This is a genomic window from Nocardia sp. NPDC058666 (assembly GCF_042714895.1).
Classification (GTDB): Bacteria; Actinomycetota; Actinomycetes; order Mycobacteriales; family Mycobacteriaceae; genus Nocardia.
The window spans coordinates 108,321-128,006 of record NZ_JBHXRY010000004.1; the positions used below are offsets into that span (position 1 = coordinate 108,321).

At 67.7% G+C, this 19,686-nt stretch carries 17 protein-coding genes; 13 read left to right on the forward strand and 4 right to left on the reverse strand.

Annotated features, from left to right (window positions below; all coding sequences use genetic code 11):
• Positions 1-180: 180 nt before the first annotated feature.
• A complete protein-coding gene (locus ACFWVD_RS12145; protein ID WP_379242084.1) occupies positions 181-588 on the reverse strand; it encodes a RidA family protein in 408 nt (135 codons plus the stop codon).
• A gap of 99 nt (positions 589-687) precedes the next feature.
• Here ACFWVD_RS12145 and ACFWVD_RS12150 point away from each other — a divergent pair, with 99 nt between their 5' ends.
• Positions 688-1,068 (forward strand): winged helix-turn-helix transcriptional regulator, encoded by a 381-nt coding sequence (locus tag ACFWVD_RS12150; protein ID WP_379242085.1) that lies wholly within the window; start codon positions 688-690, stop codon positions 1,066-1,068.
• 155 nt (positions 1,069-1,223) lie between these two features.
• Positions 1,224-1,736, forward strand: coding sequence for a L,D-transpeptidase (locus tag ACFWVD_RS12155; protein ID WP_379242086.1), 513 nt, complete (start codon positions 1,224-1,226; stop codon positions 1,734-1,736).
• A 9-nt stretch (positions 1,737-1,745) separates the two neighbouring features.
• Here ACFWVD_RS12155 and ACFWVD_RS12160 read toward each other — a convergent pair whose 3' ends face one another.
• The gene (locus ACFWVD_RS12160) at positions 1,746-2,684 is read right to left on the reverse strand and encodes a MerR family transcriptional regulator (protein WP_379242087.1); all 939 of its coding nucleotides are present in this window, start codon (positions 2,682-2,684) and stop codon (positions 1,746-1,748) included.
• A gap of 69 nt (positions 2,685-2,753) precedes the next feature.
• Between ACFWVD_RS12160 and ACFWVD_RS12165 the strand changes: the two genes are divergently transcribed.
• Positions 2,754-3,368: a maleylpyruvate isomerase family mycothiol-dependent enzyme gene (locus ACFWVD_RS12165; protein WP_379242088.1), complete on the forward strand. Its 615-nt coding sequence runs from the start codon at positions 2,754-2,756 to the stop codon at positions 3,366-3,368.
• A 68-nt stretch (positions 3,369-3,436) separates the two neighbouring features.
• On the opposite strand, the gene ACFWVD_RS12170 is transcribed toward ACFWVD_RS12165, so the two are convergent.
• Positions 3,437-5,002 (reverse strand): MFS transporter, encoded by a 1,566-nt coding sequence (locus tag ACFWVD_RS12170; RefSeq protein ID WP_379242089.1) that lies wholly within the window; start codon positions 5,000-5,002, stop codon positions 3,437-3,439.
• 130 nt (positions 5,003-5,132) lie between these two features.
• On the opposite strand from ACFWVD_RS12170, the gene ACFWVD_RS12175 reads away from it, so the two are divergent.
• The 4 genes from ACFWVD_RS12175 (at position 5,133) to ACFWVD_RS12190 (ending at position 12,540) form a co-directional block, all read left to right on the forward strand.
• Complete coding sequence (locus ACFWVD_RS12175) at positions 5,133-8,393, forward strand: BTAD domain-containing putative transcriptional regulator (protein WP_379242090.1); 3,261 nt, start codon at positions 5,133-5,135, stop codon at positions 8,391-8,393.
• Between the two features lie 58 nt (positions 8,394-8,451).
• A complete protein-coding gene (locus tag ACFWVD_RS12180; protein WP_379242091.1) occupies positions 8,452-8,976 on the forward strand; it encodes a pyridoxamine 5'-phosphate oxidase family protein in 525 nt (174 codons plus the stop codon).
• 1,099 nt (positions 8,977-10,075) lie between these two features.
• A complete protein-coding gene (locus ACFWVD_RS12185; protein WP_379242092.1) occupies positions 10,076-11,113 on the forward strand; it encodes an alpha/beta hydrolase in 1,038 nt (345 codons plus the stop codon).
• Positions 11,110-12,540: a wax ester/triacylglycerol synthase family O-acyltransferase gene (locus ACFWVD_RS12190; protein WP_379242093.1), complete on the forward strand. Its 1,431-nt coding sequence runs from the start codon at positions 11,110-11,112 to the stop codon at positions 12,538-12,540. The genes ACFWVD_RS12185 and ACFWVD_RS12190 overlap by 4 nt, the downstream gene beginning before the upstream one ends.
• 102 nt (positions 12,541-12,642) lie before the next feature.
• Here the strand turns inward: ACFWVD_RS12190 and ACFWVD_RS12195 are convergent, their stop codons facing one another.
• Complete coding sequence (locus tag ACFWVD_RS12195) at positions 12,643-13,338, reverse strand: hypothetical protein (protein ID WP_379242094.1); 696 nt, start codon at positions 13,336-13,338, stop codon at positions 12,643-12,645.
• Positions 13,339-13,415: 77 nt separating this feature from the next.
• Between ACFWVD_RS12195 and ACFWVD_RS12200 the strand changes: the two genes are divergently transcribed.
• The 6 genes from ACFWVD_RS12200 (at position 13,416) to ACFWVD_RS12225 (ending at position 19,576) form a co-directional block, all read left to right on the forward strand.
• Positions 13,416-14,495, forward strand: a complete 1,080-nt coding sequence (locus ACFWVD_RS12200) for a FecCD family ABC transporter permease (protein WP_379242095.1) — start codon at positions 13,416-13,418, stop codon at positions 14,493-14,495.
• Positions 14,496-14,563: 68 nt separating this feature from the next.
• Entirely contained in the window at positions 14,564-15,580 is a 1,017-nt protein-coding gene (locus tag ACFWVD_RS12205; RefSeq protein WP_379242472.1) for a FecCD family ABC transporter permease, read from the forward strand.
• Positions 15,577-16,401: an ABC transporter ATP-binding protein gene (locus ACFWVD_RS12210; RefSeq protein ID WP_379242096.1), complete on the forward strand. Its 825-nt coding sequence runs from the start codon at positions 15,577-15,579 to the stop codon at positions 16,399-16,401. The genes ACFWVD_RS12205 and ACFWVD_RS12210 overlap by 4 nt, the downstream gene beginning before the upstream one ends.
• Before the next feature lie 62 nt (positions 16,402-16,463).
• Positions 16,464-16,853: a BlaI/MecI/CopY family transcriptional regulator gene (locus tag ACFWVD_RS12215; protein WP_281220972.1), complete on the forward strand. Its 390-nt coding sequence runs from the start codon at positions 16,464-16,466 to the stop codon at positions 16,851-16,853.
• A 65-nt stretch (positions 16,854-16,918) separates the two neighbouring features.
• A complete protein-coding gene (locus ACFWVD_RS12220; RefSeq protein WP_379242097.1) occupies positions 16,919-17,857 on the forward strand; it encodes a M48 family metalloprotease in 939 nt (312 codons plus the stop codon).
• A 255-nt stretch (positions 17,858-18,112) separates the two neighbouring features.
• Entirely contained in the window at positions 18,113-19,576 is a 1,464-nt protein-coding gene (locus tag ACFWVD_RS12225; protein ID WP_379242098.1) for a DEAD/DEAH box helicase, read from the forward strand.
• The last annotated feature ends 110 nt before the right edge of the window (positions 19,577-19,686 follow it).

A 19,686-nucleotide genomic window follows, 5' to 3' on the forward strand; every position in this document is an offset into this window, starting at 1 on the left:
GGGGGGGTGAAAGAGGGGGGGGGGGGGGGGGGGAGGGGGGGGGGGGGAGGGGGTGGCGCCGGAGGGCAACCCCCCCCCCCCCCCGGCAGGGTGAGGGGGTCGACCGCAGCCCTCGGGACCACCGGCTCATCCGTACGCCGAGATCAGAGTAGGTCAGGCTTACCTAAGTTGTCAAGTGCGTCACTCCAGCACGGCGATCGCCTCGACCTCGACGAGGTGGTCGGGGTCGGACAGGGCCGCGACACCGATGAGCGTGCCGGGAGCCACGGGCGTCACCCCCAGCTCCGCGGCGACCCTGCTCAGCCCCTCCGCGAACGCGCCCATCTTGTCCGGGGTCCAGTCGACCACGTAGACGGTCAGCTTCGCCACGTCGGGGAACGTCGCCCCGACCTCCGCCAGCGCGATACCGACATTGCGATAGGACTGCGCGACCTGGGCCGCGAGATCGCCCGCGCCGACCGTCTTCCCGTCGGCATCCCACGACACCTGCCCCGCGATGTACACCGTGCGCGAACCGGTCGCCACCGCCACCTGACGGTAGAGGTCGATCGCGGGCAGATCCTTCGGGTTCACCAGGGTGATGGACATTGCTTCCTACTTTCACTCAGTCACTTGCGGTTCCTCAGTAACCATAGGAGAGTGATCGCTGACGTGGAAGAACGCACTTTTTCGAAACGGAGGAACCCGATGGTTACCCAGCAGCTCAGCGGCCTGCCCGAGGATGCCGACATCGGCCGCGCCGACTCGTTGGCGCGCGAGATCTTCTCCGATATCGCCAACAAATGGGCCCTGCTCATCATCGAAACGCTCGGCGACCAGACCCTGCGGTTCAGCGAACTGCGCAACGGCATCGACGGCATCAGCCACAAGATGCTCACCCAGAACCTGCGCATGATGGAACGCAACGGCTTGCTCGAACGCACCGTATTCCCCACGGTCCCACCGCGCGTGGAGTACCGGCTCACCGAACCCGGCCGCGGACTGCGCACAACAGTGGACTCCATGTGTGCGTGGACCCAGCGCTACCTCGCCGATATCGAGACCTCGCGGCGGCACTTCGACAAGTGACGCGCCGGTAGCCCCACCCCGGGTTTGCTCAACACGATCGCAATACTCCATGATCGCTGTACCTCTATGTGGTTCCGAGGCTTGTGTCGATGGTGATAGCTCATGTTCTGGGCGTTCGACGGCCAGCGTGAGCGCGGCGAGAGAGGCAAGATTTCGTGAGTAGCAGTCGAATTCCCCGGTGGGCCGTGCAGGCGGCGATGTGTGCGGCGGTCGTCGGGGCCGCGGTCACAGCGCCCGTGCAGGCCGAACCACTGTGGCCGGGCGGGCCCGATGTGCCCGGCGTGCCCGCCATCGTTCCCCCGCCGCCGCCCGAACCGGTGGTGGCGCCGTGCAGCGAGAAAGCCCGTGCGTGCCTGCAGTTGTCAACCAACAACGCGTGGTTGATGGACGAAGGGAAGGTCACCTTCGGGCCCAGCCCGATGTCGCACGGCCGTCCCGGGTACGAAACGCCGCCCGGAGTGTTCAAGGTGGCGTTCAAGAAGCCGTTCCACTGGAGCACTTTGCACAACGCGCCCATGGAGTACGCGGTGTTCTTCAACGGTGACATCGCCTATCACATCGGACCGACCGAGGAGCAGTCCCACGGTTGCATCCGGTTGACGCCGGAAGGCGCGAAGGCGCACTACGATTGGCTGCAACCGGGCGACATCGTCGAAGTTGTTGCCTGAGTTCCGAATTCACGAAAGGGAGGCCGGCACACCGGCCTCCCTTTTTCGTACCGAGGCGGCGAGGGCGTCGAACAGCCAGAGTTGGGCGGCGCCGGAGGTGACGGGTTCGCCGGTGAGAGTGGTTGTCAGGTGCCAGTATCGGCGGACTCGGTGGTCGGCGCCCGCGGCGTCGGTGAGGAGTTGGCGGCGAAATGTCGGGGTGTCGCGACGGGCGCGGGCGGTGGCGTGGATGTTGACGTAGTGGTCCAGTTCCGCGCCGGGTGCGGGGGTTCGACCCGCGGCGACCAGGGGTGCGACCGCGATGCAGGCGTCCGCTACGTCGAGCAGCAGGCGGCGTTCGTCACGGACGCCGGGGGTGCTGCGGTGGCGGATGGTGTCGTACATGGAACGGGAAAGACCCGGGTTCGACACTGTCGCAATGAGTTCCGCGTAGGCGATCAGATCGTCGGCGCGGGCGTCAGAGGTCAACTCGGGGACGTTCATGCCGAGGAAGCCGTCGATGGCCGAGGCCGGTAGCGGGGCGAGCTGACGGCGCCAGAACGTGACCAGCACGTCCCGGGCCGCGCGTGGATCCACCACCGCGGCAATCAGATTCAGTTGGTCGCAGTGCGTGTCAGGCGCTGCCGACTCGACAGCGTGCAACAGAGCCCGGCGGCGGTACAGGGCGGCGAGTTCGTCGTCGACGGCGGCGCGTTCGGCGGCGATCACCTCCGCGATCGAACGGGTGCCGGTCAGCACGTCCTCGATCGCGGCCAAGCCGACGCCGAACGACCGCAGCCTGCGCAACAGCATCAGTCGATCCACCGCCTCAGGACCGAATATCCGATGCCCGGTGGCTGTGCGCGCGACATCCAAAAGTCCCGCGTCGCAATAGAACCGGATCGTGCGCACCGCGACGCCGGTTCTGGCCGCGACCTCCCCGATCGTCAGATGTGTGATCCGAGTCACTTCCACTGGCACCTCCACCCTGGTGGAGCTCCTACGGTACCGAGAACGCCACGCGAAGGAGACCCGACCATGACCGGACAACACACCACCGAAGACACGATCTGGCAGGCGGTGGCCGAGGAACGCGCCACCCTGGTCGCCCTGCTCGAAAACCTGCCCGAATCGGCATGGGACACCGCGTCACTGTGTGAGGGCTGGCGGGTAAGAGATGTGGTCGCCCACCTGGTGCTCGCCACCCGCATCACGATCGCCTCCCTGGTGGTGAATCTGGTTCGCGCGCACGGTAATACAGACCGCCTCATCCATGACACGGCGGTTCGCCATGCCGACCGAACACCCACTGCCGAGTTGCTGTCCGAACTCCGAGGCACCGTCGATTCCCGGGCCACGCCGATCGGCACCACACCGATCGATCGCCTGATGGACCTGCTGGTGCACGGTCAGGACATCGCCGTCCCACTCGGCATCGACCGAGTGATGCCACCGGAAGCCGCACGAATGTCTCTCGAGCGCGTCTGGACGATGGGTTCGCCGTTTCACGCGCGAACACGCCTCGCCGGATACGAATTGACCACCACCGACGCGACGTGGACGGCGGGCGCCGGCACCCCGATCTCCGGCACCGCTGCCCAGCTACTGATGGTGGTCACCGGTCGAACCTTCCCCGATCGGTTATCCCGGTGATGTTCAGACCACGCAGCAGTCCGCAGCGGCGGCTGACCGGTGCTGCGGACTGCGGGAGATGTCGAGGATCAGGCGGTGACGGTGGGGCGGTCGACAGTATCGGTTGAAATGCTTACCGCTGGTTCAGGTTCCGAGGTTGCGCCGGCCGGGATTCGGCGCAGCAACGTCACTGCCAGCACCGCGCCCGCGGCTGACAGCGCCGCGGCGGTCCAGGAGGCGGCGTTAAGGCCGTTGGTGAAGGCTTCTCGGCCTGCGGCGATCATCGATTCGGCCAGGTCGGCGGGCAGGGTTTCTGCGGAACTCAGTGCGCCGGAGAGGGTTTCGGAGGCTGCTCCGTCGGCATCCGACATTCCGGCGCGGTAGGCGGCGGCACCCACGCTGCCCAGCAAGGCCACGCCCAGGGCGACGCCGAGGTCGCTGGCGGTGCTTTCCACCGCCGACGCCGCGCCCGCCTTCTCCGGTGGGGCCGCGCCCATGACCAGGCCGGGGATCAGTGCCATGGCCGGGGCGATGCCGGGGTAGAGGATGTAGAAACCGACGATGAGCAGCGGCAGGCCGCCGACGCTGTCGACCTGCGCCAGGACCAGGTAACCCACTGCTGACACTGCCAGGCCGGCGGCGATCAGGTAGGCGGGGCGGACTCGGGCGGCGATGGCGGGGGTGAGTGTGGAGACGATGACCAGGCCGATCGCGGCGGGCAGGATCCACAGGCCCGCCTGCAGCGGCGACTGGGCGGCGACCATTTGCAGGTACTGGGTGAACAGCAGGTACACCCCGCCCAGAGCGATGGCGGCGAGCATGTACACGCTCAGCGAACCACTGAAGGTGCGGTTCGTGAACAGGCGCACGTCGAGCATCGGGTCGGGCAGGCGCAGTTGCCTGCGGACGAACGTCACCGCGAACACCACACCGGCGACCAGGGGCAGCAGCGATTCGACCGTGGCACCGGTTTCGGCCAGCTTCTTCACGCCGTACACGAACGGCAGCAGCGCGGCCAACGACAGCGCGACGCTGAGCGGATCGATCCGACCCGCCTGTGGCGCACGGTATTCGGGGATCAGGAACGGCACCGCGAGAACCACCAATGCCATCACCGGCACGCCGATCAGCATCGACGCACCCCACCACAGCGACGCCAACATCAGCCCGCCCAGCAGCGGGCCCAGTGCCACACCGGCCGACACCGACGCGGCCCACAGACCGATCGCGGTGGCGCGCTGCCGGTCGTCACGGAACATGGTGGTGATCAGCGACAGGGTGGCGGGCATGACCGCGGCCGCACCCAAACCCATCACCGCACGCGCGGTGATCAGCATTTCCGCGTTCGGCGCGAAGGCCGCGAGCACCGACGCCAGACCGAACAGCGCCGCACCGGCCAGCAGTAGTCGACGTCGACCGAGTCGGTCGCCGAGGGTGCCCATGGTGACCAGGAATCCGGCCATGACGAAGCCGTAGATGTCGTTGATCCACAACAGTTGACCGCTGCCCGGTGACAGGTCGGCGGCGATGTACGGGGTGGCGAGGAACAGCACGGTCATGGTCAGGAACAGCAGGACCGTGGGCAGCAGCAGGACCGCAAGGCCCAGCCATTGGCGGGTGCCTGCCCGCTCGGGGATTTCGGTGAACTCGGACATCAGGAGGTTCCCTTTCGGCGATGATGCGAACTGGGACCGACCTTGCCGGGGCGGGCTTCGGAATCCCTTCGGGTCGACTCCAGACGGCCTCGAGCTGTCGTGCCGTGCGCACCCGTTTAGGGTGGGTGACATGCGTTTCGGAGTGCTGGGGCCGTTGGCGGTATGGACCGACGACGCGCGCCCGGTCCGCATTCCAGAGCTCAAAGTGCGGGTGCTGCTCGCGGCGCTGCTGGTGGAACCGGGACGGGTCGTGCCCGCCGACCGGCTCGTCGACGACCTGTGGGGTACGGCGTTGCCCGCCAATCCCGCCGGGTCGCTGCAGACCCGCGCCTCGCAATTGCGGCGCGTGCTCGGCGACGCCGAAGCAGGCGGCCGGGAACTGCTGGTGTCGCGCTCCCCCGGCTATCTCCTGGACGTGGCCGCGGGCTCGGTGGACTCCCAGGTGTTCCAGCAGTTGCTGCGCCGCGCCCGCGACACCGACGACATCAGCACTCGCGCAACACTTCTCGCCGAAGCGCTGGCCTTGTGGCGTGGGGATGTGCTCGCCGATCTGGCCGATCACGACTTCGCGCGAATCCCGGTGCTGCGTCTCGAGGAGCAGCGACTGACCGCCGTCGAGGACCACGCGCAGGCCCGCATCGCGCTGGGCGACCACGATGCGGTCGCCGACGAACTCGGCGAGCTCACCGAATCGCATCCGCTGCGTGAACGTTTGCGTGGCGCGCACATGCTCGCGCTGTACCGATCGGGGCGGCACGGGGAGGCCCTGGACTCCTACCGGCGGTTGCGCGATCATCTCGCCGAGGAGCTCGGCCTGGACCCCAGCCCGGAGCTGGCCGCGTTGCATCGTGCTGTGCTGGAACAGGATCCGGCTCTGGGTGCACCGGTTCGGCCTGCCGCGGCGCCGGTGACGCCGCGTCGCGATCTGCCCGTTCCGGCTACCTCGTTGATCGGGCGCGAGGACGATCTCGCGGCGATCGGCGCGCTGCTGGGCGTCGAAAGGCTGGTAACGCTCGTCGGGCCGGGTGGCGTGGGAAAGACTCGGCTCGCATTAGCCAGTGCCGCAACATATCCCGCGCGTGACGGCCTGCTGTTCGTCGAGCTGGCGGGGCTGTGTGTGGACAGCGATCCGGATAACGCGTTGCGAGCGCTCACCGAAGTTGTCGCGGCCGCATTCGAGGTTCGTGACGATTCGGCCCCGTCGAGTCCATTCCCGGTGCCGGACAATGGTTCTCAATTGAGTCATCTCGCCGAGACGGTGCGCGCCAAGCAACTGTTGCTCGTGCTGGACAACGGTGAGCACGTCGCCGATGCGGCCGCGAGGGTCGTGTCACGCCTGCTCGCCGCCGCACCCGAACTGCGGGTACTGGTCACCAGCCAGGTGCCACTGAACATCGCCGGCGAACACATCTGGCCGGTGTCACCGCTGGCCGTTTCCGACGCACTGCGGACCGCAGACGCGGCCGACTTCACATCGGTGGCCGACCTGCAACTCTCCTCCGCCGCACAGCTTTTCGTCGAGCGCACCCGATCGAGTACGCCCGGTTTCACCGTCACCGAAGACAATGCCGCCGCGATCGCCACCATCGTCGCCCACCTCGACGGACTGCCGCTGGCGCTGGAACTGGCGGCCACTCGGGTTCGCGCGCTGGGCGTACACACCCTCGCTGAACGCATCGACGACCGATTCACCCTGCTGTCGGCCGGTTATCGGGACGCGCCGGATCGGCAGCGCACCTTGCGCGCGGTGATCGATTGGAGCTGGGAACTGCTCGATGACGCCGAACGCACAGTGCTGCAACGACTCTCGGTTCACGCCGACGGCGCGACTCTAGAGTCGGCGGAGGCGGTCAGCGCGGGCGGCAGTATCGCGACCGGAGATGTCGCGGAAATCCTCGCGCGACTGGTCGATCGGTCCCTGATCATCGCCCCCACCACCGATGTTCGCCCGCGCTTCCGGCTGCTGAAATCGATCGCCGCCTACGGTGTCGACCGATTGCGTGACAGCGGTGCGGAATCCCCCACGCGCCTGCGACATCTCGCCTACTACCTCGACTTCGCCGACCGCGCCGACCGACACCTGCGCACCGCCGACCAACGCCGCTGGCTGTCCCGCCTGGACACCGAGTCCCCCGATCTGCGCCGAGCACTCGAAACAGCCCGTGCCGCAGGCAGATCCGCTGACGCGTTACGCCTGGTCAACGCCCTGGCCTGGTACTGGGTGATGCGGGGACGGCTGGCCGAGGGCATCCGATCCCTGGACGTCGCCCTCGCGGTGCCCGGCGACACCGACCCGACCGCACGTCGGGTCGCCCTGCTGTGGCGCCGGGCGTTGGCATTGGGCGCGGGCCATGCCGAATCAGCGGGCACCCGGTCGGCGGAACCCACGCACCACCCCGCGCCACGTCCCGGCCCCGCGGAACTGCGCGCGCGCTGGTACCTCGCCCACGCGCACTCCGGCTTCGCCGCCCACCAGGACATGGACGACGCCGCGGACCTGCTCATCGCCTTCGCCGACGACGACTGGGGCGTCGCGGCCGCCTCGGCGTCACTGGCGCGCGAGGCGTTCGGCCGCGGCGACCTGACCGGACTGTGCGAGCACGCGCGACGCAGCAGGGACCTGTTCGCCCGCACCGGTGACCGCTGGGGCCAGGGCATCGCGGACTTCCTGCTCGGCAGCCACGCCGAAGTCACCGGCGACCTCGACGCCGCCCGCGACTACCACCGCGCCGCCCTGACCACCGCCGAAGAACTGGGCCTGTGGACCGAAGTCGGCGAACGACTCACCTCGCTGGGTCGGCTCGCGTTACTGCGCGGCGAGCTCGAGCACAGCGCCGAACTGCACGAACGCGCCCGTCAGGTCGCCGTGGACCAGGGCCACCTCGTCGGGGAGGAGTCCGCCGTTCTCGGCCTCGGCCTGGTCGCCCGGCGCCGAGGTGACTTGCCCGCCGCCCGCGAATACCTCGGCGCGTGGCTGGACTGGCATCTACGCGCCGGGTCGCACTTCGGCGCCGCGCTGATCCTCGCCGAACTGGGCTTCACCGCCGAATTGTCCGGCGACGCCATCGAAGCCGAACAGCTGCACCTGCGCGGCCTCGACAGCGCCCTGCGCACGGGCGACCCACGCGCCCACGCACTGGCGCTGGAAGGTCTGGCCGGATCCCGTTCGCTGGCAGGGCATTCCACGCACGCCGCCCACCTTCTCGGCGCCGCCGACGCCCTCCGCCGGTCCACCGGCGCCCCACTGCCCGATGCCGAACGCGGCGATGTCGACCGCATCGAAGCCCGCATCATCGCCGACATCGGGGCACTGCCCCTATCGACCGAACTCGCCACGGGCCGCACGCTGGACCCCACCACCCTGCACACAGCGCAACCCGCGAACCCCTGAGCGCAGACCTCGAGTCGACCCTGAGTTCCTCCGAAGCCCGCCCCGGCACGGTGAACCCATGACACACACCGACAGCACCAGAAGCCGCGCCCACGTCCACACCTTCGCCGATATCAAACCCGACTTCGACAGCATCGTCGGCGCGATCAACTACGCCACCATGACCACCGTCGACACCAAAGGCCGGCCACGGTCACGAGTGCTGATCCCGGTGTGGGAGACCGATTCCGAACAACCCCTCGGCTGGCTCGGCACCTATCGCACGCCGGTGAAAGCCGCGCATATCGCGGGAAATCCACACGTCACCTTTTCCTATTGGAGCCCGGCCCAGAACACGGTCTCGGTCGACACCGTGGCCACCTGGACCGACGACCCCGCCGAACGCGAACACGTCTGGGACCTGTACCGCCACGGCAGCCCGCCGGGTGCGGGTTATGACCCCGGTCAATTCTGGCGCGGGCCGACCGATCCCGAATTCGCGGTGCTGCGGCTGCAGCCGTGGCGGATCCAGGTATTGCGCCGTCGCGATCTGGTCACCGGAATTCCCGCGCGAATCTGGCGGAGCTCGAATCAGGGGAATTGATCACCGCCCGAGACTTTCGCCAAATCTCCACTTTTCATAGCAAATATGCATTTCTTCCCGCGACGTGGGCGTGGCAGGTCATCAAATTTGCCGAACGGGCTTCGTCGCCCACCAGCGTCCCCTCAGTTATGACGCCGAACGAACCGACCGGCCCGTCAAGACAGATCTATCCCCCTTGACAGATGCACCTAAACACGCCCAGTACTGGCAGTACCGGATATACCTGTTTCACGCAGTCGCAGTAACTACTGGTCACATGCAGTGTGACGACTCACGAGGGCAAGCGCCGAGCAGCTTCCATCAGGAAGAAAAAAATGAACGAATCCAAGTGAGTGAAACGCCCGGTTGCCACTCCTCGCCAACGGCGCTACGTTACCGGCGTCACATCTGGTAGCGAATGCAAGGAGAAAGATCATGGGCTCATTCCAAGAGCTGCTCACAGCCTTCCTGGAGGGGTACGGCTCGCTCGCGGTGGCCGATACATTGCTCCCGACGTTCATGGGCTCGCTGGCTGGGTTCTTCGCGTAATTCGCCAACCGTGGGCACCGTCGTTCAGCCGCAGGGCTGCATCAATACCTCTCAGGAGTAACACGTGGGATCGTTGTACGAATTTCTCGCGACCGGCACTGGCAGTCTCAGTGCGGCCGTGACGCCTTTCCTCAATGCGCTGATCAGCGCGAGCGGCGGCCCGTACGCCCCGTAATCGCGGGCGTGGCACACATCTTCATCACTCATCAGGCAAGGAAATACACATGGGCTCGTTGACCGACCTGCTTTTGATCGCCATCTCGGGACTGGGTTCCGCGCAAGAGGGCGACAACCTGCTGTCGACCTTCCTCGGCTCGGCGCAGGCATTCTTCCCGTAATTCCCCCTCACCATCAGGAGTAAAAACATGGGTTCCCTTTTCGAACCACTGTCGTCGGCTGCGGGCAGCCTCAGCAACACCGCCCTGCCGTTCATCCAGGCACTGATCAGCCTCAGCGGTGGCACGCCCACCCCCGGTAAGTAGTTCCAGCGCACGTAGTTTCAGCGCGGTACGGGGGTCGGCCATCGGTCGGCCCCCGCTTCCGCCCGAGAAGTCAGCAGGCTCGCAACACCATGAACAACGAAATGCTCCGCGTCATCATGTCGACCGCCTGTGCCCTGGCCATCGCCTCGACGCCCGTGTTCATCGACGGCGCGCAGGCGTCGGCGACACCGGGCGCACGACTGGTGAGCCAGACCGCATCCGGCCAGGTCACCGAGCTCGAGGTCTACTCGCCCGCGATGGATCGCACGATCTCCCTGCGCGTGCTGCGACCGACCGACACCTCGCGCCCCGCCCCCACGCTGTATCTGCTCAACGGCGCAGGCGGCGGCGAGGATGCGGCCAACTGGCAAGGTCAGACCGATGCCGACGGGTTCTTCGCCGACAAGCACGTCAACGTGGTGACCCCGATGGAGGGGGCCTTCAGTTATTACACCGACTGGCAGCGGCCCGACGAGGGACTGGCCAAGAACCTCGAGAACAACGGCAACAACATGTGGACCACGTTCCTCACCCAGGAACTGCCGCCGGTGATCGACGCGGCGTTCGACACCACCGGCGAGAACTCCCTGGCGGGCATCTCGATGGCGGGCACCTCGGTCCTCGATCTCGCGATTCAGGCGCCCGACCTTTACCGCAGCGTGTCCGCGTACAGCGGCTGCGCGATGACCAGCGACCCGATCGGCAAAGCCTTCGTCTCCCTGGTCGTGCGCATGGGCGGCGGGAACACCGAGAACATGTGGGGCCCGGACAACGACGCGACCTGGCGCGAACACGACCCCTACGTGCAGGCACATCGCCTGCCCAATATTCCGATCTACATCTCCGCGGGCACCGGACTGCCCGGCCCGCACGACACGCTGACCAATCCGCGCGTGCACATCAACGGCAAGAACCCGTCGAACATCCTCACCAATCAGATGCTGGTGGGCGGCGGCATCGAGGCCGCGACCGCGTACTGCACCGCCAGTCTGGCGCACCGCACGCGCGAACTCGGGCGCACGAACATCACCTACAACATCCGGCCCACCGGCACCCATTCGTGGGGCTATTGGGAAGACGACCTGCACACCTCCTGGCCCATGATGGCCACGGCGCTGGGCATATGAGCGCTGACCTGCGGGTGGGCACCCAGCGGCTGAGCCCCCGCGACGCGGTGTTCGTCTACGACGAGACCGACCGGCACGTGTCCAATGTCGTCGCGGTGTACTTCGCCGACGCCTCGGGCCGCTCCGCGTTGACCACCGACCAGGCGCTGGCCTGGGCGCGCACGAGCATCGGGCACGCGGCGCTGTTCTCTCGGCACCTGCGGCGCGTGCCGATGGACCTGGATCTGCCGTACTGGGTGCCCGACCCCACGCTGTCGGTACGCGAGCACATCACGTTGACACGGCCTGCAACGTGGGATGACGCCCGCGCTCGAATCGCCGAAATTACCTCGGCGCGAATGGATCTCACGCGCCCGCCGTGGGAGATCCATGTCATGGACGGGGTAGAAGGCGTGCCGGCGATGCCGGGTGCGACCACGATCGTGGTGCTGAAGTTCCACCACAGCGTCGGCGACGGCGTCGCGACCAGGGAGCTGGAACAGCAACTGTTCGGCACGAAATCCGCGCCTTCGGTTCAGCTCGATCGAGCTCGGCCGATCGCCGCCGCCGTGCGCACAGTCGGCGCGCTGACGTGCGCGCCGGTGCGTTTCGTCGCCGGACTGCGCCGCTCGCGGGTGGCCCAGGACGAACTACAGGCACTGCTCGACGCCGGATCGGTGAAAGAACCTGTCCCCCTACGCCCGGCAACCAGGTTCAACCGAGACATCCACTCGGAGTTGACGTTTCACCTGCTGCCGATCCCCATGAAGGAAGTACTGGCAGCGAAAGCCGCAGCGCCACAACGCGTCACGGTCAACGACCTGATGCTGACCACCATCGCGGGCGCGTTGGCCACTTACCTGGCCGAACACGACGAGACACCCGACGGCTCGCTGGCGGCGATGGTACCGATGTCGATGCGCGGTGTGGCCGAATGGGATTCAGCCAATCAGCTCACCCAGATGATCGTGGATCTGCACACCGACATCGCCGACCCGATCGCCCGACTCCGCGCCATCAAAGACTCCGCGGGCGCGGCCAAGAAGCGCACCAGGCACCCGGTCGTTCAGCGCACCGACCGCCTAGTCGAAACCGCACCCGCCCTGCTGCTGCGCGCCGCGGGCTGGGCCAGAGCCCAACGCCGTTTCGACGACTCCCCCACGGTCCCGCTGTGCAACACCACCATCAGCAACATCCCCCCGGTGACCGACACCCTCACCTTCCGCGACCGACCGATCACCCGCGTCGTCGGCTCACTGCCGATCCTCGACGGCGACGGCCTGCGCCACCTGATCACCTCCCAAGGCGACGAGATCGTCATCGCGGTCACCACGAACGCCGCGATGATGCCCGACCCGCAGCACTACGGCGACCTTCTGCTCGCGTCCTTCCGCGAACTCGCCGCCGCCCTGCTCGCGTTCGGCATTCCGGCGCCCACCAGCACCTGAACCCGGCAGGACCCAACCTGGACACACGATCACCAGGCATCCACGCAAAATCCTTCTCGGCCGATACTTGCGTCAGAGCCTGGTGATCATCCGTCCAACCCGCTACCGCTGCAGGCAGCTGCTGCGCCGCACCGCAAGACCCCGCTCCTCGAACGCACCGAGCAACAACTGGCCCCGGCGAGCCCCCGCGGCGGCATCCGCGCGAGCCAGATCGGGCACGTACGTAGCCGCACCGACAACGGATTCACCGACCAGCGCCCAGAAACGGCGAGCCGACAGCCCCGAGCACCGGGTGAGCACCGACTGCAACGGCATCAGCGACGAGGCGCACCGCTGCGCGAGCCAGACCGCCATAGCCGCCTCACAGGGAAACGCGACCGCACCGGGTTCGGGATCGCAATCCACGACCCGGATCGTGGTGTCGGTCAGCCCGGCCCAGTCGATGCCGCCGTCGTTGTCGTGGTGGATCCACAGGTTGTCGCGACCGGGATCCCACGCCTGCGCGTCCATCACGAACAGCGCGGTCACCCGGCCTGCGACCGCGTGGATGAGTGCGGTGGCCACGACTTCGGCGGCGATGTCGTCATTGATCATTTCCGCGGCGTGCCTGCGATACATCAGTTCGACGCGGCCCTCGGACAGCCCGTTCGGAATATGCCACCATCGCCGTTTACCCTGTCCGCTCATCGCCGCGACGGCATACACGCGCGGATGTTCGGGTTGCAGGGCTTGCAACCTGGCACAGGCGCGGTCGAACGCGGCGGTGGACACGGACGTGGTGGTGACGGGCTCGGACATCGAACCTCCTCGAACGGTTGGTTCCCGTGACGATGATGTCTCGGAACATAGGTTAGGCTTACCAGACTCGACATGTCATGTCCGGTTCGAGGCAGGAGAAGTTCGTCGCCGTGATTCACCCTGGGGCCGTCAGACGTCGTCGTCTGACCGGGCTTCTTCTGCTCGTTGTGTTGCTCACCGTGGCAGTGGTCGCCAGCATTGCCATCGGCACTCGCTCGCTGTCACCGACCACGGTGTTCGACGCGCTCATGCACGGTCTCGGCTGTGACGGCGGCCCGTTCCGATGCCCGGCCCGCTCCACCGCCGAGGAAATCGTGCGTGAGCTACGTCTGCCGCGCACCGCACTTGCCCTGGTCGCCGGGATGGCGTTGGGCGTGGCGGGCGCGCTCATTCAGGGGTATACCCGGAATCCGCTCGCTGATGCCGGATTGTTAGGACTCAATGCGGGAGCCGGGTTTCTGGCGGCGCTGAGCATCTTCGTTTTCGGGTTCACCGCGCCCGCGCAGTACATCTGGTTCGCCTTCGCCGGGTCGGCGATCGCGGGGGTGATCGTGTTCGGGGTGTCCTCGATCGGCGGCGGGAAAGCCAGCCCGTTGAGCCTGATCCTGGCCGGTGCCGCAGTGACTGCATTTTTGCAGGCGATGACGAATGCGGTGATCGTGCTGGACAACGCGGCATTGGACACGTACCGGTTCTGGGTGGTCGGCACGGTGAACGGGCGCGAGGCCGGGGTGTTCTGGCAGGTACTGCCATTTCTGGTGGTCGGGTTGGCGATGGCGATCGCGGCGGCGCCGGGGCTGAACCTGTTGAGCCTGGGTGATGATGTCGCGCGCGGGCTCGGCGTGGATGTGGGGCGGGCGCGGGCGTTCGGGTTGGTCGCGGTGGTGCTGCTCAGCGGTGCCGCCACCGCGGCGGTCGGGCCGATCGCGTTCCTCGGGCTGGTGGTGCCGCATATCGCGCGCACGATCACCGGGCCCGACAACCGGTGGTTGATTCCGTACTCGGCGCTGCTGGGCGGGTTGTTGCTGTTGGTGGCCGATATCGCCGGACGGGTTGTGGCGCGGCCGGGCGAACTGCAGGTCGGGGTGATGTTGGCCGCGGTCGGTGCGCCGTTCTTCATCGTGCTGGTGCGCCGCAAGAAGTTGGTGTCGCTGTGAGTGAGATCGAGCTGCGAAAAGTTCGTCCGGCGTTGCGCTTCGGGCCCGTGTCACTGGTCCTTCGGCCGATGATGCTCGGCATCGTGCTCACGCTGGCCGTCGCGGTGCTGCTGCTGTTCTGCCTCGACATCGCCGTCGGCGACACCCATATCCCCCTCGGCCGCGTGCTCGATGTCCTCGGCGGCGGCGGTTCCCGATCGCAACGCTTCATCATCCTCGAATCGCGCCTGCCCCGCGCACTCACCGCCGTGGTGGTCGGCGCCGCGCTCGGACTGTCCGGCGCGTTGATGCAGTCGATCCTGCACAACCCCCTCGCCGGCCCCGACGTGCTCGGCATCACCACCGGTGCCAGCGTGGGTGCGGTCGCGGTGCTGGTCGGTAGCGGCGGCGCGACAACCGGCCTGATCGCCACCGTCGGCACACCCCTTGCGGCCCTGACCGGCGGACTTCTCACCGCCGTCGTCATCTACCTGCTGGCCTGGGGACGTGGCCGCGCCGGTGAACGCGGCGTCACCGGATTCCGCTTGGTCCTGATCGGTATCGGTGTCAACGCGGTCCTGATGTCGGTGATCAGCTGGCTGCTCACCCGCGCCAGCCTCACCGACGCCACCCGCGCCCAACTCTGGCTCAACGGCTCACTCAACGCCGCCGACATGTCCAGCGTCGTGCCCGCGGCGATCGCGTTGACCCTCGTGACCGTGGTGTCGCTGGTGTCCGCGCGAACACTGGCCGCGCTGCGCCTCGGCGAGGAATCCACGCGAGTACTCGGGGTGCGCATCCAGTCGCAACAGGCACTTCTGATCGGCGCATCGGTAGTCGCGGCGTCGGTGGCGACCGCGGCGGTCGGCCCAGTCGGGTTCGTCGCGCTGGCCGCCCCACAAATCGCCCGGATGGCCCTGCGCACCCCCGGCGAACCGCTGATCGCCTCGGCCCTCACCGGTGCCGCCCTGGTCGCGGGCGCCGACATCGTCTCCCGCACCCTGCTACCCGTCGACCTCCCGGTCGGTATCGTCACCGCCGCGCTGGGCGGACCGTTCCTGCTCTACCTGCTCGTGCGCATGAACCGGAAGGCCACGCTGTCATGACCACCCCCGTTCACCGGCTCGCCGCCGACGCCGTTTCCCTCGGCTACGGCGACCGGGTGATCGTCGACGAACTCAGCCTCGACATCGCCCCCGGCGTGGTCACCACCGTCATCGGCCCCAACGGCTGCGGCAAATCCACCCTGCTGAAATCGCTGGGCAGGCTGCTGCGCCCGCGCGACGGCCAGGTCGTACTCGACGGCAAAGCCATCTCGTCGATGAAGACCAAGGACGTGGCCCGGGTGGTGGGCATGCTGCCGCAGACACCCGTGGCACCCGAAGGGCTCACCGTGGCCGACCTGGTCGCGCGCGGACGTCACCCACATCAGTCCTGGTTGCGGCAGTGGTCCGCCGACGACGAGACCGAGGTCGCCGCCGCGCTGGCCCACACCGGCATCGCCGACCTGGCCGACCGCAGCCTCGACGAACTGTCCGGCGGCCAACGCCAACGCGCCTGGATCTCCATGGCGCTGGCCCAGGGCACCGACATCCTGCTGCTGGACGAACCCACCACCTACCTCGACCTCGCGCACTCCCTCGAAGTCCTGGATCTGGTCGACCGCCTGCACGCCGAATTCGGTCGCACGGTGGTGATGGTGCTGCACGATCTCAACCTCGCCATCCGCTACAGCGACGAACTCGTGGTCATGAAGGAGGGTCGCATCGTCGCGCAGGGTAAACCGGCCGACATCGTCACCGCCGAACTGCTCGTCGACGTCTTCGGCCTCGAGGCCACCGTGCTCACCGATCCGGTGTCTGGGCGGCCGATGGTGGTCCCGATCGGGACCAGGCACGTGCGCGGCGCGGTCGGGTATGACGAATGACACACAGCAAACACCGGGTTACGACAAACTGTAGTACGCACGTTTGTCGTTGAGGCCGTAAAATCGGTGGGATGGCAGGTCTCGGCGAACTCGAAAAAGCGGTCATGGACCAGTTGTGGTCGGCCGATGAGCCACTGACGGTGCGGCAGGTCCACGAAGCGCTGGCCGCGCGGCGCGAGCTCGCGTACACCACGGTGATGACGGTGCTCCAACGATTGGCGAAGAAAGATCTGGTCGTGCAGCGACGCGACGATCGCGCGCATCGATACGCACCGGTTCACACCCGCGACGAACTGGTCGCGAGCCTGATGGTCGACGCGCTGCAACAGGCCGACGCCGCAGGTAGTCGCGCCGCGGCGCTGGTGCACTTCGTGGAACAGGTCGGCAAGGACGAAGCCGACGCACTGCGCGAGGCCCTGGCAAAGCTCGAATCCGACGAAAACAGCGGCTAGACTCCCTGGCGGCTCTCACAATGGAGTGAGCGCCACCTCGCCCCACAACGCAGTGAGCAGAGTCGATGAACGCAACCGCGGCAGTCTTCGCTGGCCTCGCCTTGCTTCTCGCAGGGCCGGTACCAGCGTTGTTGAGTCGCGCTACCTGGGTGCATCGCAGTCCACGCGCGGCCCTGGTGTTGTGGCAGGCCATCGCGCTGGCCGCCGTGCTCAGCGCCTTCGGCTCCGGCTTGGCCATCGCCAGTCTGCTGCTGGTTCCCGGCCCCGACGGTAAGCCGACCACCTCGCCCACCCAGGAGATCGACGCGCTCGGTCTGCCCCTGTGGTTGCTGTATGTGCTGGTCTTCGCCCTGACCCTGATGGTCGGTGCCCGGTTGATGTTCTCGATCGTGCGCGTCGGAGTACACACCCGACGCCGCCGCTCCCGTCATCGGATGCTCGTCGACCTGCTCGATCAGAGCGGTCCGGTGCGCCGCGCCGCCGATATCCGCGTGCTGGCCGCCACCGAACCCATCGCCTACTGCCTGCCCGGCCTTCGCCAACGCGTGGTGATCAGCGAGGGCACACTGACCAGCCTCGATGATGCCGAGGTCACCGCGATCGTGAGCCACGAACGCTCCCACCTGCGCGCCCGCCACGACCTGGTGCTCGAGGCGTTCACCGCCGTGCACGAGGCCTTCCCCCGCGTGGTCCGCAGCAAAGCGGCACTGGGCCAGGTCAAACTGCTGATCGAACTGCTCGCCGACGACTCCGCGGTCAAGGTCACCGGCCCCAAACCCCTAGCGCGCGCGCTGATCGCCTGCGCCAAGTCCACCGCACCGCAGGGCGCGCTGGCCGCGGGCGGACCGAGCACTCTCATTCGCATCCAACGGCTGGCCACTACTACCGGAGACGTGAGAGTCGCCACCGCCGCCTATCTCGGCTCGGCCGCGATTCTGGTCGTTCCGACCCTGGCTGTGGCGGTGCCGTGGCTGCAGGAATTGCGTCGCCTGTTCCACGGCTGACCTGGCGATCAACCGCCGTTTCTCGCAGCGTTCCCGGTCGACAAGATCGACACCTGCGACCCGGTTCGATCACGGAACAGACGTTGCCACAACCACTTACCTGACCAGCTTGTTTACCCAACCGAGGCCGAACACGCCTATCCTGGGAGACCGGTCCTTCCTGCTGGGCCGCGCCCCGCTCACGCCGAAGCGCGTATTCGGGTAATCGGCGCCGATCATCGTTCGGCGCGATTCGCAGCCCAACGAAAGGCCAACTTGACCACCTCTGCTGTGTCCAACGAACCGACCTTCGCCGAACTCGGCCTGCCCGTGGAACTGGTGCAGACCCTGCGCAACGCCGGCATCGACAAGCCGTTCCCCATCCAGGCCGCCACCATCGGCGACGCCCTGTCCGGGCGTGACGTGCTCGGTCGCGGCCCCACCGGCTCGGGCAAGACCCTGGCCTTCGGCCTGCCGATGCTGACCCGCCTGGCCCAGAGCGGCCAGTCCAAGCCCGGCCGCCCGCGCGGCCTGGTGCTGGTGCCCACCCGCGAGCTCGCGACCCAGATCGAGAAGGCCCTCGAAGAAGGCGCCCGCTCGCTGGGCCTTCGCGTGGCTTCCGTCGTCGGTGGCGCGCCGATCAAGCGTCAGGCCGACCGCCTCGCACGCGGCGTCGACCTGCTCATCGCGACGCCGGGTCGGCTGGACGACCTGATCAAGCAGCGCAACGCCGACCTGTCCGACGTGACGATCACCGCGCTGGACGAGGCCGACCACATGGCCGACATGGGCTTCCTGCCGCAGGTCACCCGTCTGCTGGACCGCACCCCCAAGCAGGGGCAGCGTCTGCTGTTCTCGGCCACCCTCGACGGTGACGTGGACAAGCTGGTCAAGCGGTACATGCACAACCCGGTCACCCACTCGACCGCGCCCGCCGAGGCCTCGGTCAGCACCATGACCCACCACCTGCTCTACGTGCGCGACAAGAACATCAAGCGCACCGTGGCCACCGAGATCGCCGCCCGCGACGGTCTGACCATCATGTTCGTGCGCACCAAGCACGGCGCCGACCGCCTGGCCAAGCAGCTGCGCGGCGCCGGTGTCGACGCGGGCTCGCTGCACGGCGGCAAGGCCCAGAACAACCGGGTCCGCACCCTGGCGGCGTTCGCCGACGGGTCGGTGCCGGTGCTGGTCACCACCGATGTCGCAGCCCGCGGCATCCACATCGACGGTGTCTCGCTGGTCGTGCACTTCGACCCGCCCGCCGAGCACAAGGCGTACCTGCACCGCGCGGGCCGCACCGCGCGCGCCGGTGAAGACGGCGTCGTGGTCACGCTGGTCACCGACGAGGAGCGCAAGGACGTCGCCGCGATGACCCGCAAGGCGGGCGTGCAGACCGACGGTGTGGACGTGCGTCCCGGCGACCGGAACCTGGTGGAGATCACCGGCGCCCGCAAGCCCAGCGGTATCGCCCTGGCCACCCCGGTCGCGCCCGCACAGCCCACGCGCTCGGCAGCAGGCGGCGGTCGCACCCGTCGTCCGCGCACCGGCGCCCCGACCGCCGAGCCGGGTCGTAGCGGTGCCCCGCGCCGTGACCGTCCGGCGCACGAGTCGCGCACGCGGAAGCCGACCGTGACCGGCGGCGGACACGCCCGCACGGGCGACACGCCGACGAGTTCTCGTCGTCGCGCCGCGCGTCCGGCATCTCCCGCGGTGCACCGCAACCGCACCGCAAACTGAGTGATGGCGTGGGGGGAAAGAGGGAGCGTGGGGCGAAGCTGTTTTTTTGTTGGTTTGTTTGTTTCTTCTCAGTCTCCCCCCCCCCCCACCCCCCCCCCCCTCTTCGCCTT

Excerpts from the sequence above, each read along its gene's own strand:
- ACFWVD_RS12170 (WP_379242089.1), bottom strand. The coding sequence starts at position 5,002 with ATGTCCGAGTTCACCGAAATCCCCGAGCGGGCAGGCACCCGCCAATGG.
- ACFWVD_RS12185 (WP_379242092.1), top strand. The coding sequence starts at position 10,076 with ATGAACAACGAAATGCTCCGCGTCATCATGTCGACCGCCTGTGCCCTG.
- ACFWVD_RS12220 (WP_379242097.1), top strand. The coding sequence starts at position 16,919 with ATGAACGCAACCGCGGCAGTCTTCGCTGGCCTCGCCTTGCTTCTCGCA.
- ACFWVD_RS12205 (WP_379242472.1), top strand. The coding sequence starts at position 14,564 with ATGATGCTCGGCATCGTGCTCACGCTGGCCGTCGCGGTGCTGCTGCTG.
- ACFWVD_RS12195 (WP_379242094.1), bottom strand. The coding sequence starts at position 13,338 with ATGTCCGAGCCCGTCACCACCACGTCCGTGTCCACCGCCGCGTTCGAC.
- ACFWVD_RS12145 (WP_379242084.1), bottom strand. The coding sequence starts at position 588 with ATGTCCATCACCCTGGTGAACCCGAAGGATCTGCCCGCGATCGACCTC.
- ACFWVD_RS12165 (WP_379242088.1), top strand. The coding sequence starts at position 2,754 with ATGACCGGACAACACACCACCGAAGACACGATCTGGCAGGCGGTGGCC.
- ACFWVD_RS12150 (WP_379242085.1), top strand. The coding sequence starts at position 688 with ATGGTTACCCAGCAGCTCAGCGGCCTGCCCGAGGATGCCGACATCGGC.
- ACFWVD_RS12180 (WP_379242091.1), top strand. The coding sequence starts at position 8,452 with ATGACACACACCGACAGCACCAGAAGCCGCGCCCACGTCCACACCTTC.
- ACFWVD_RS12200 (WP_379242095.1), top strand. The coding sequence starts at position 13,416 with ATGTCCGGTTCGAGGCAGGAGAAGTTCGTCGCCGTGATTCACCCTGGG.
- ACFWVD_RS12190 (WP_379242093.1), top strand. The coding sequence starts at position 11,110 with ATGAGCGCTGACCTGCGGGTGGGCACCCAGCGGCTGAGCCCCCGCGAC.
- ACFWVD_RS12175 (WP_379242090.1), top strand. The coding sequence starts at position 5,133 with ATGCGTTTCGGAGTGCTGGGGCCGTTGGCGGTATGGACCGACGACGCG.
- ACFWVD_RS12210 (WP_379242096.1), top strand. The coding sequence starts at position 15,577 with ATGACCACCCCCGTTCACCGGCTCGCCGCCGACGCCGTTTCCCTCGGC.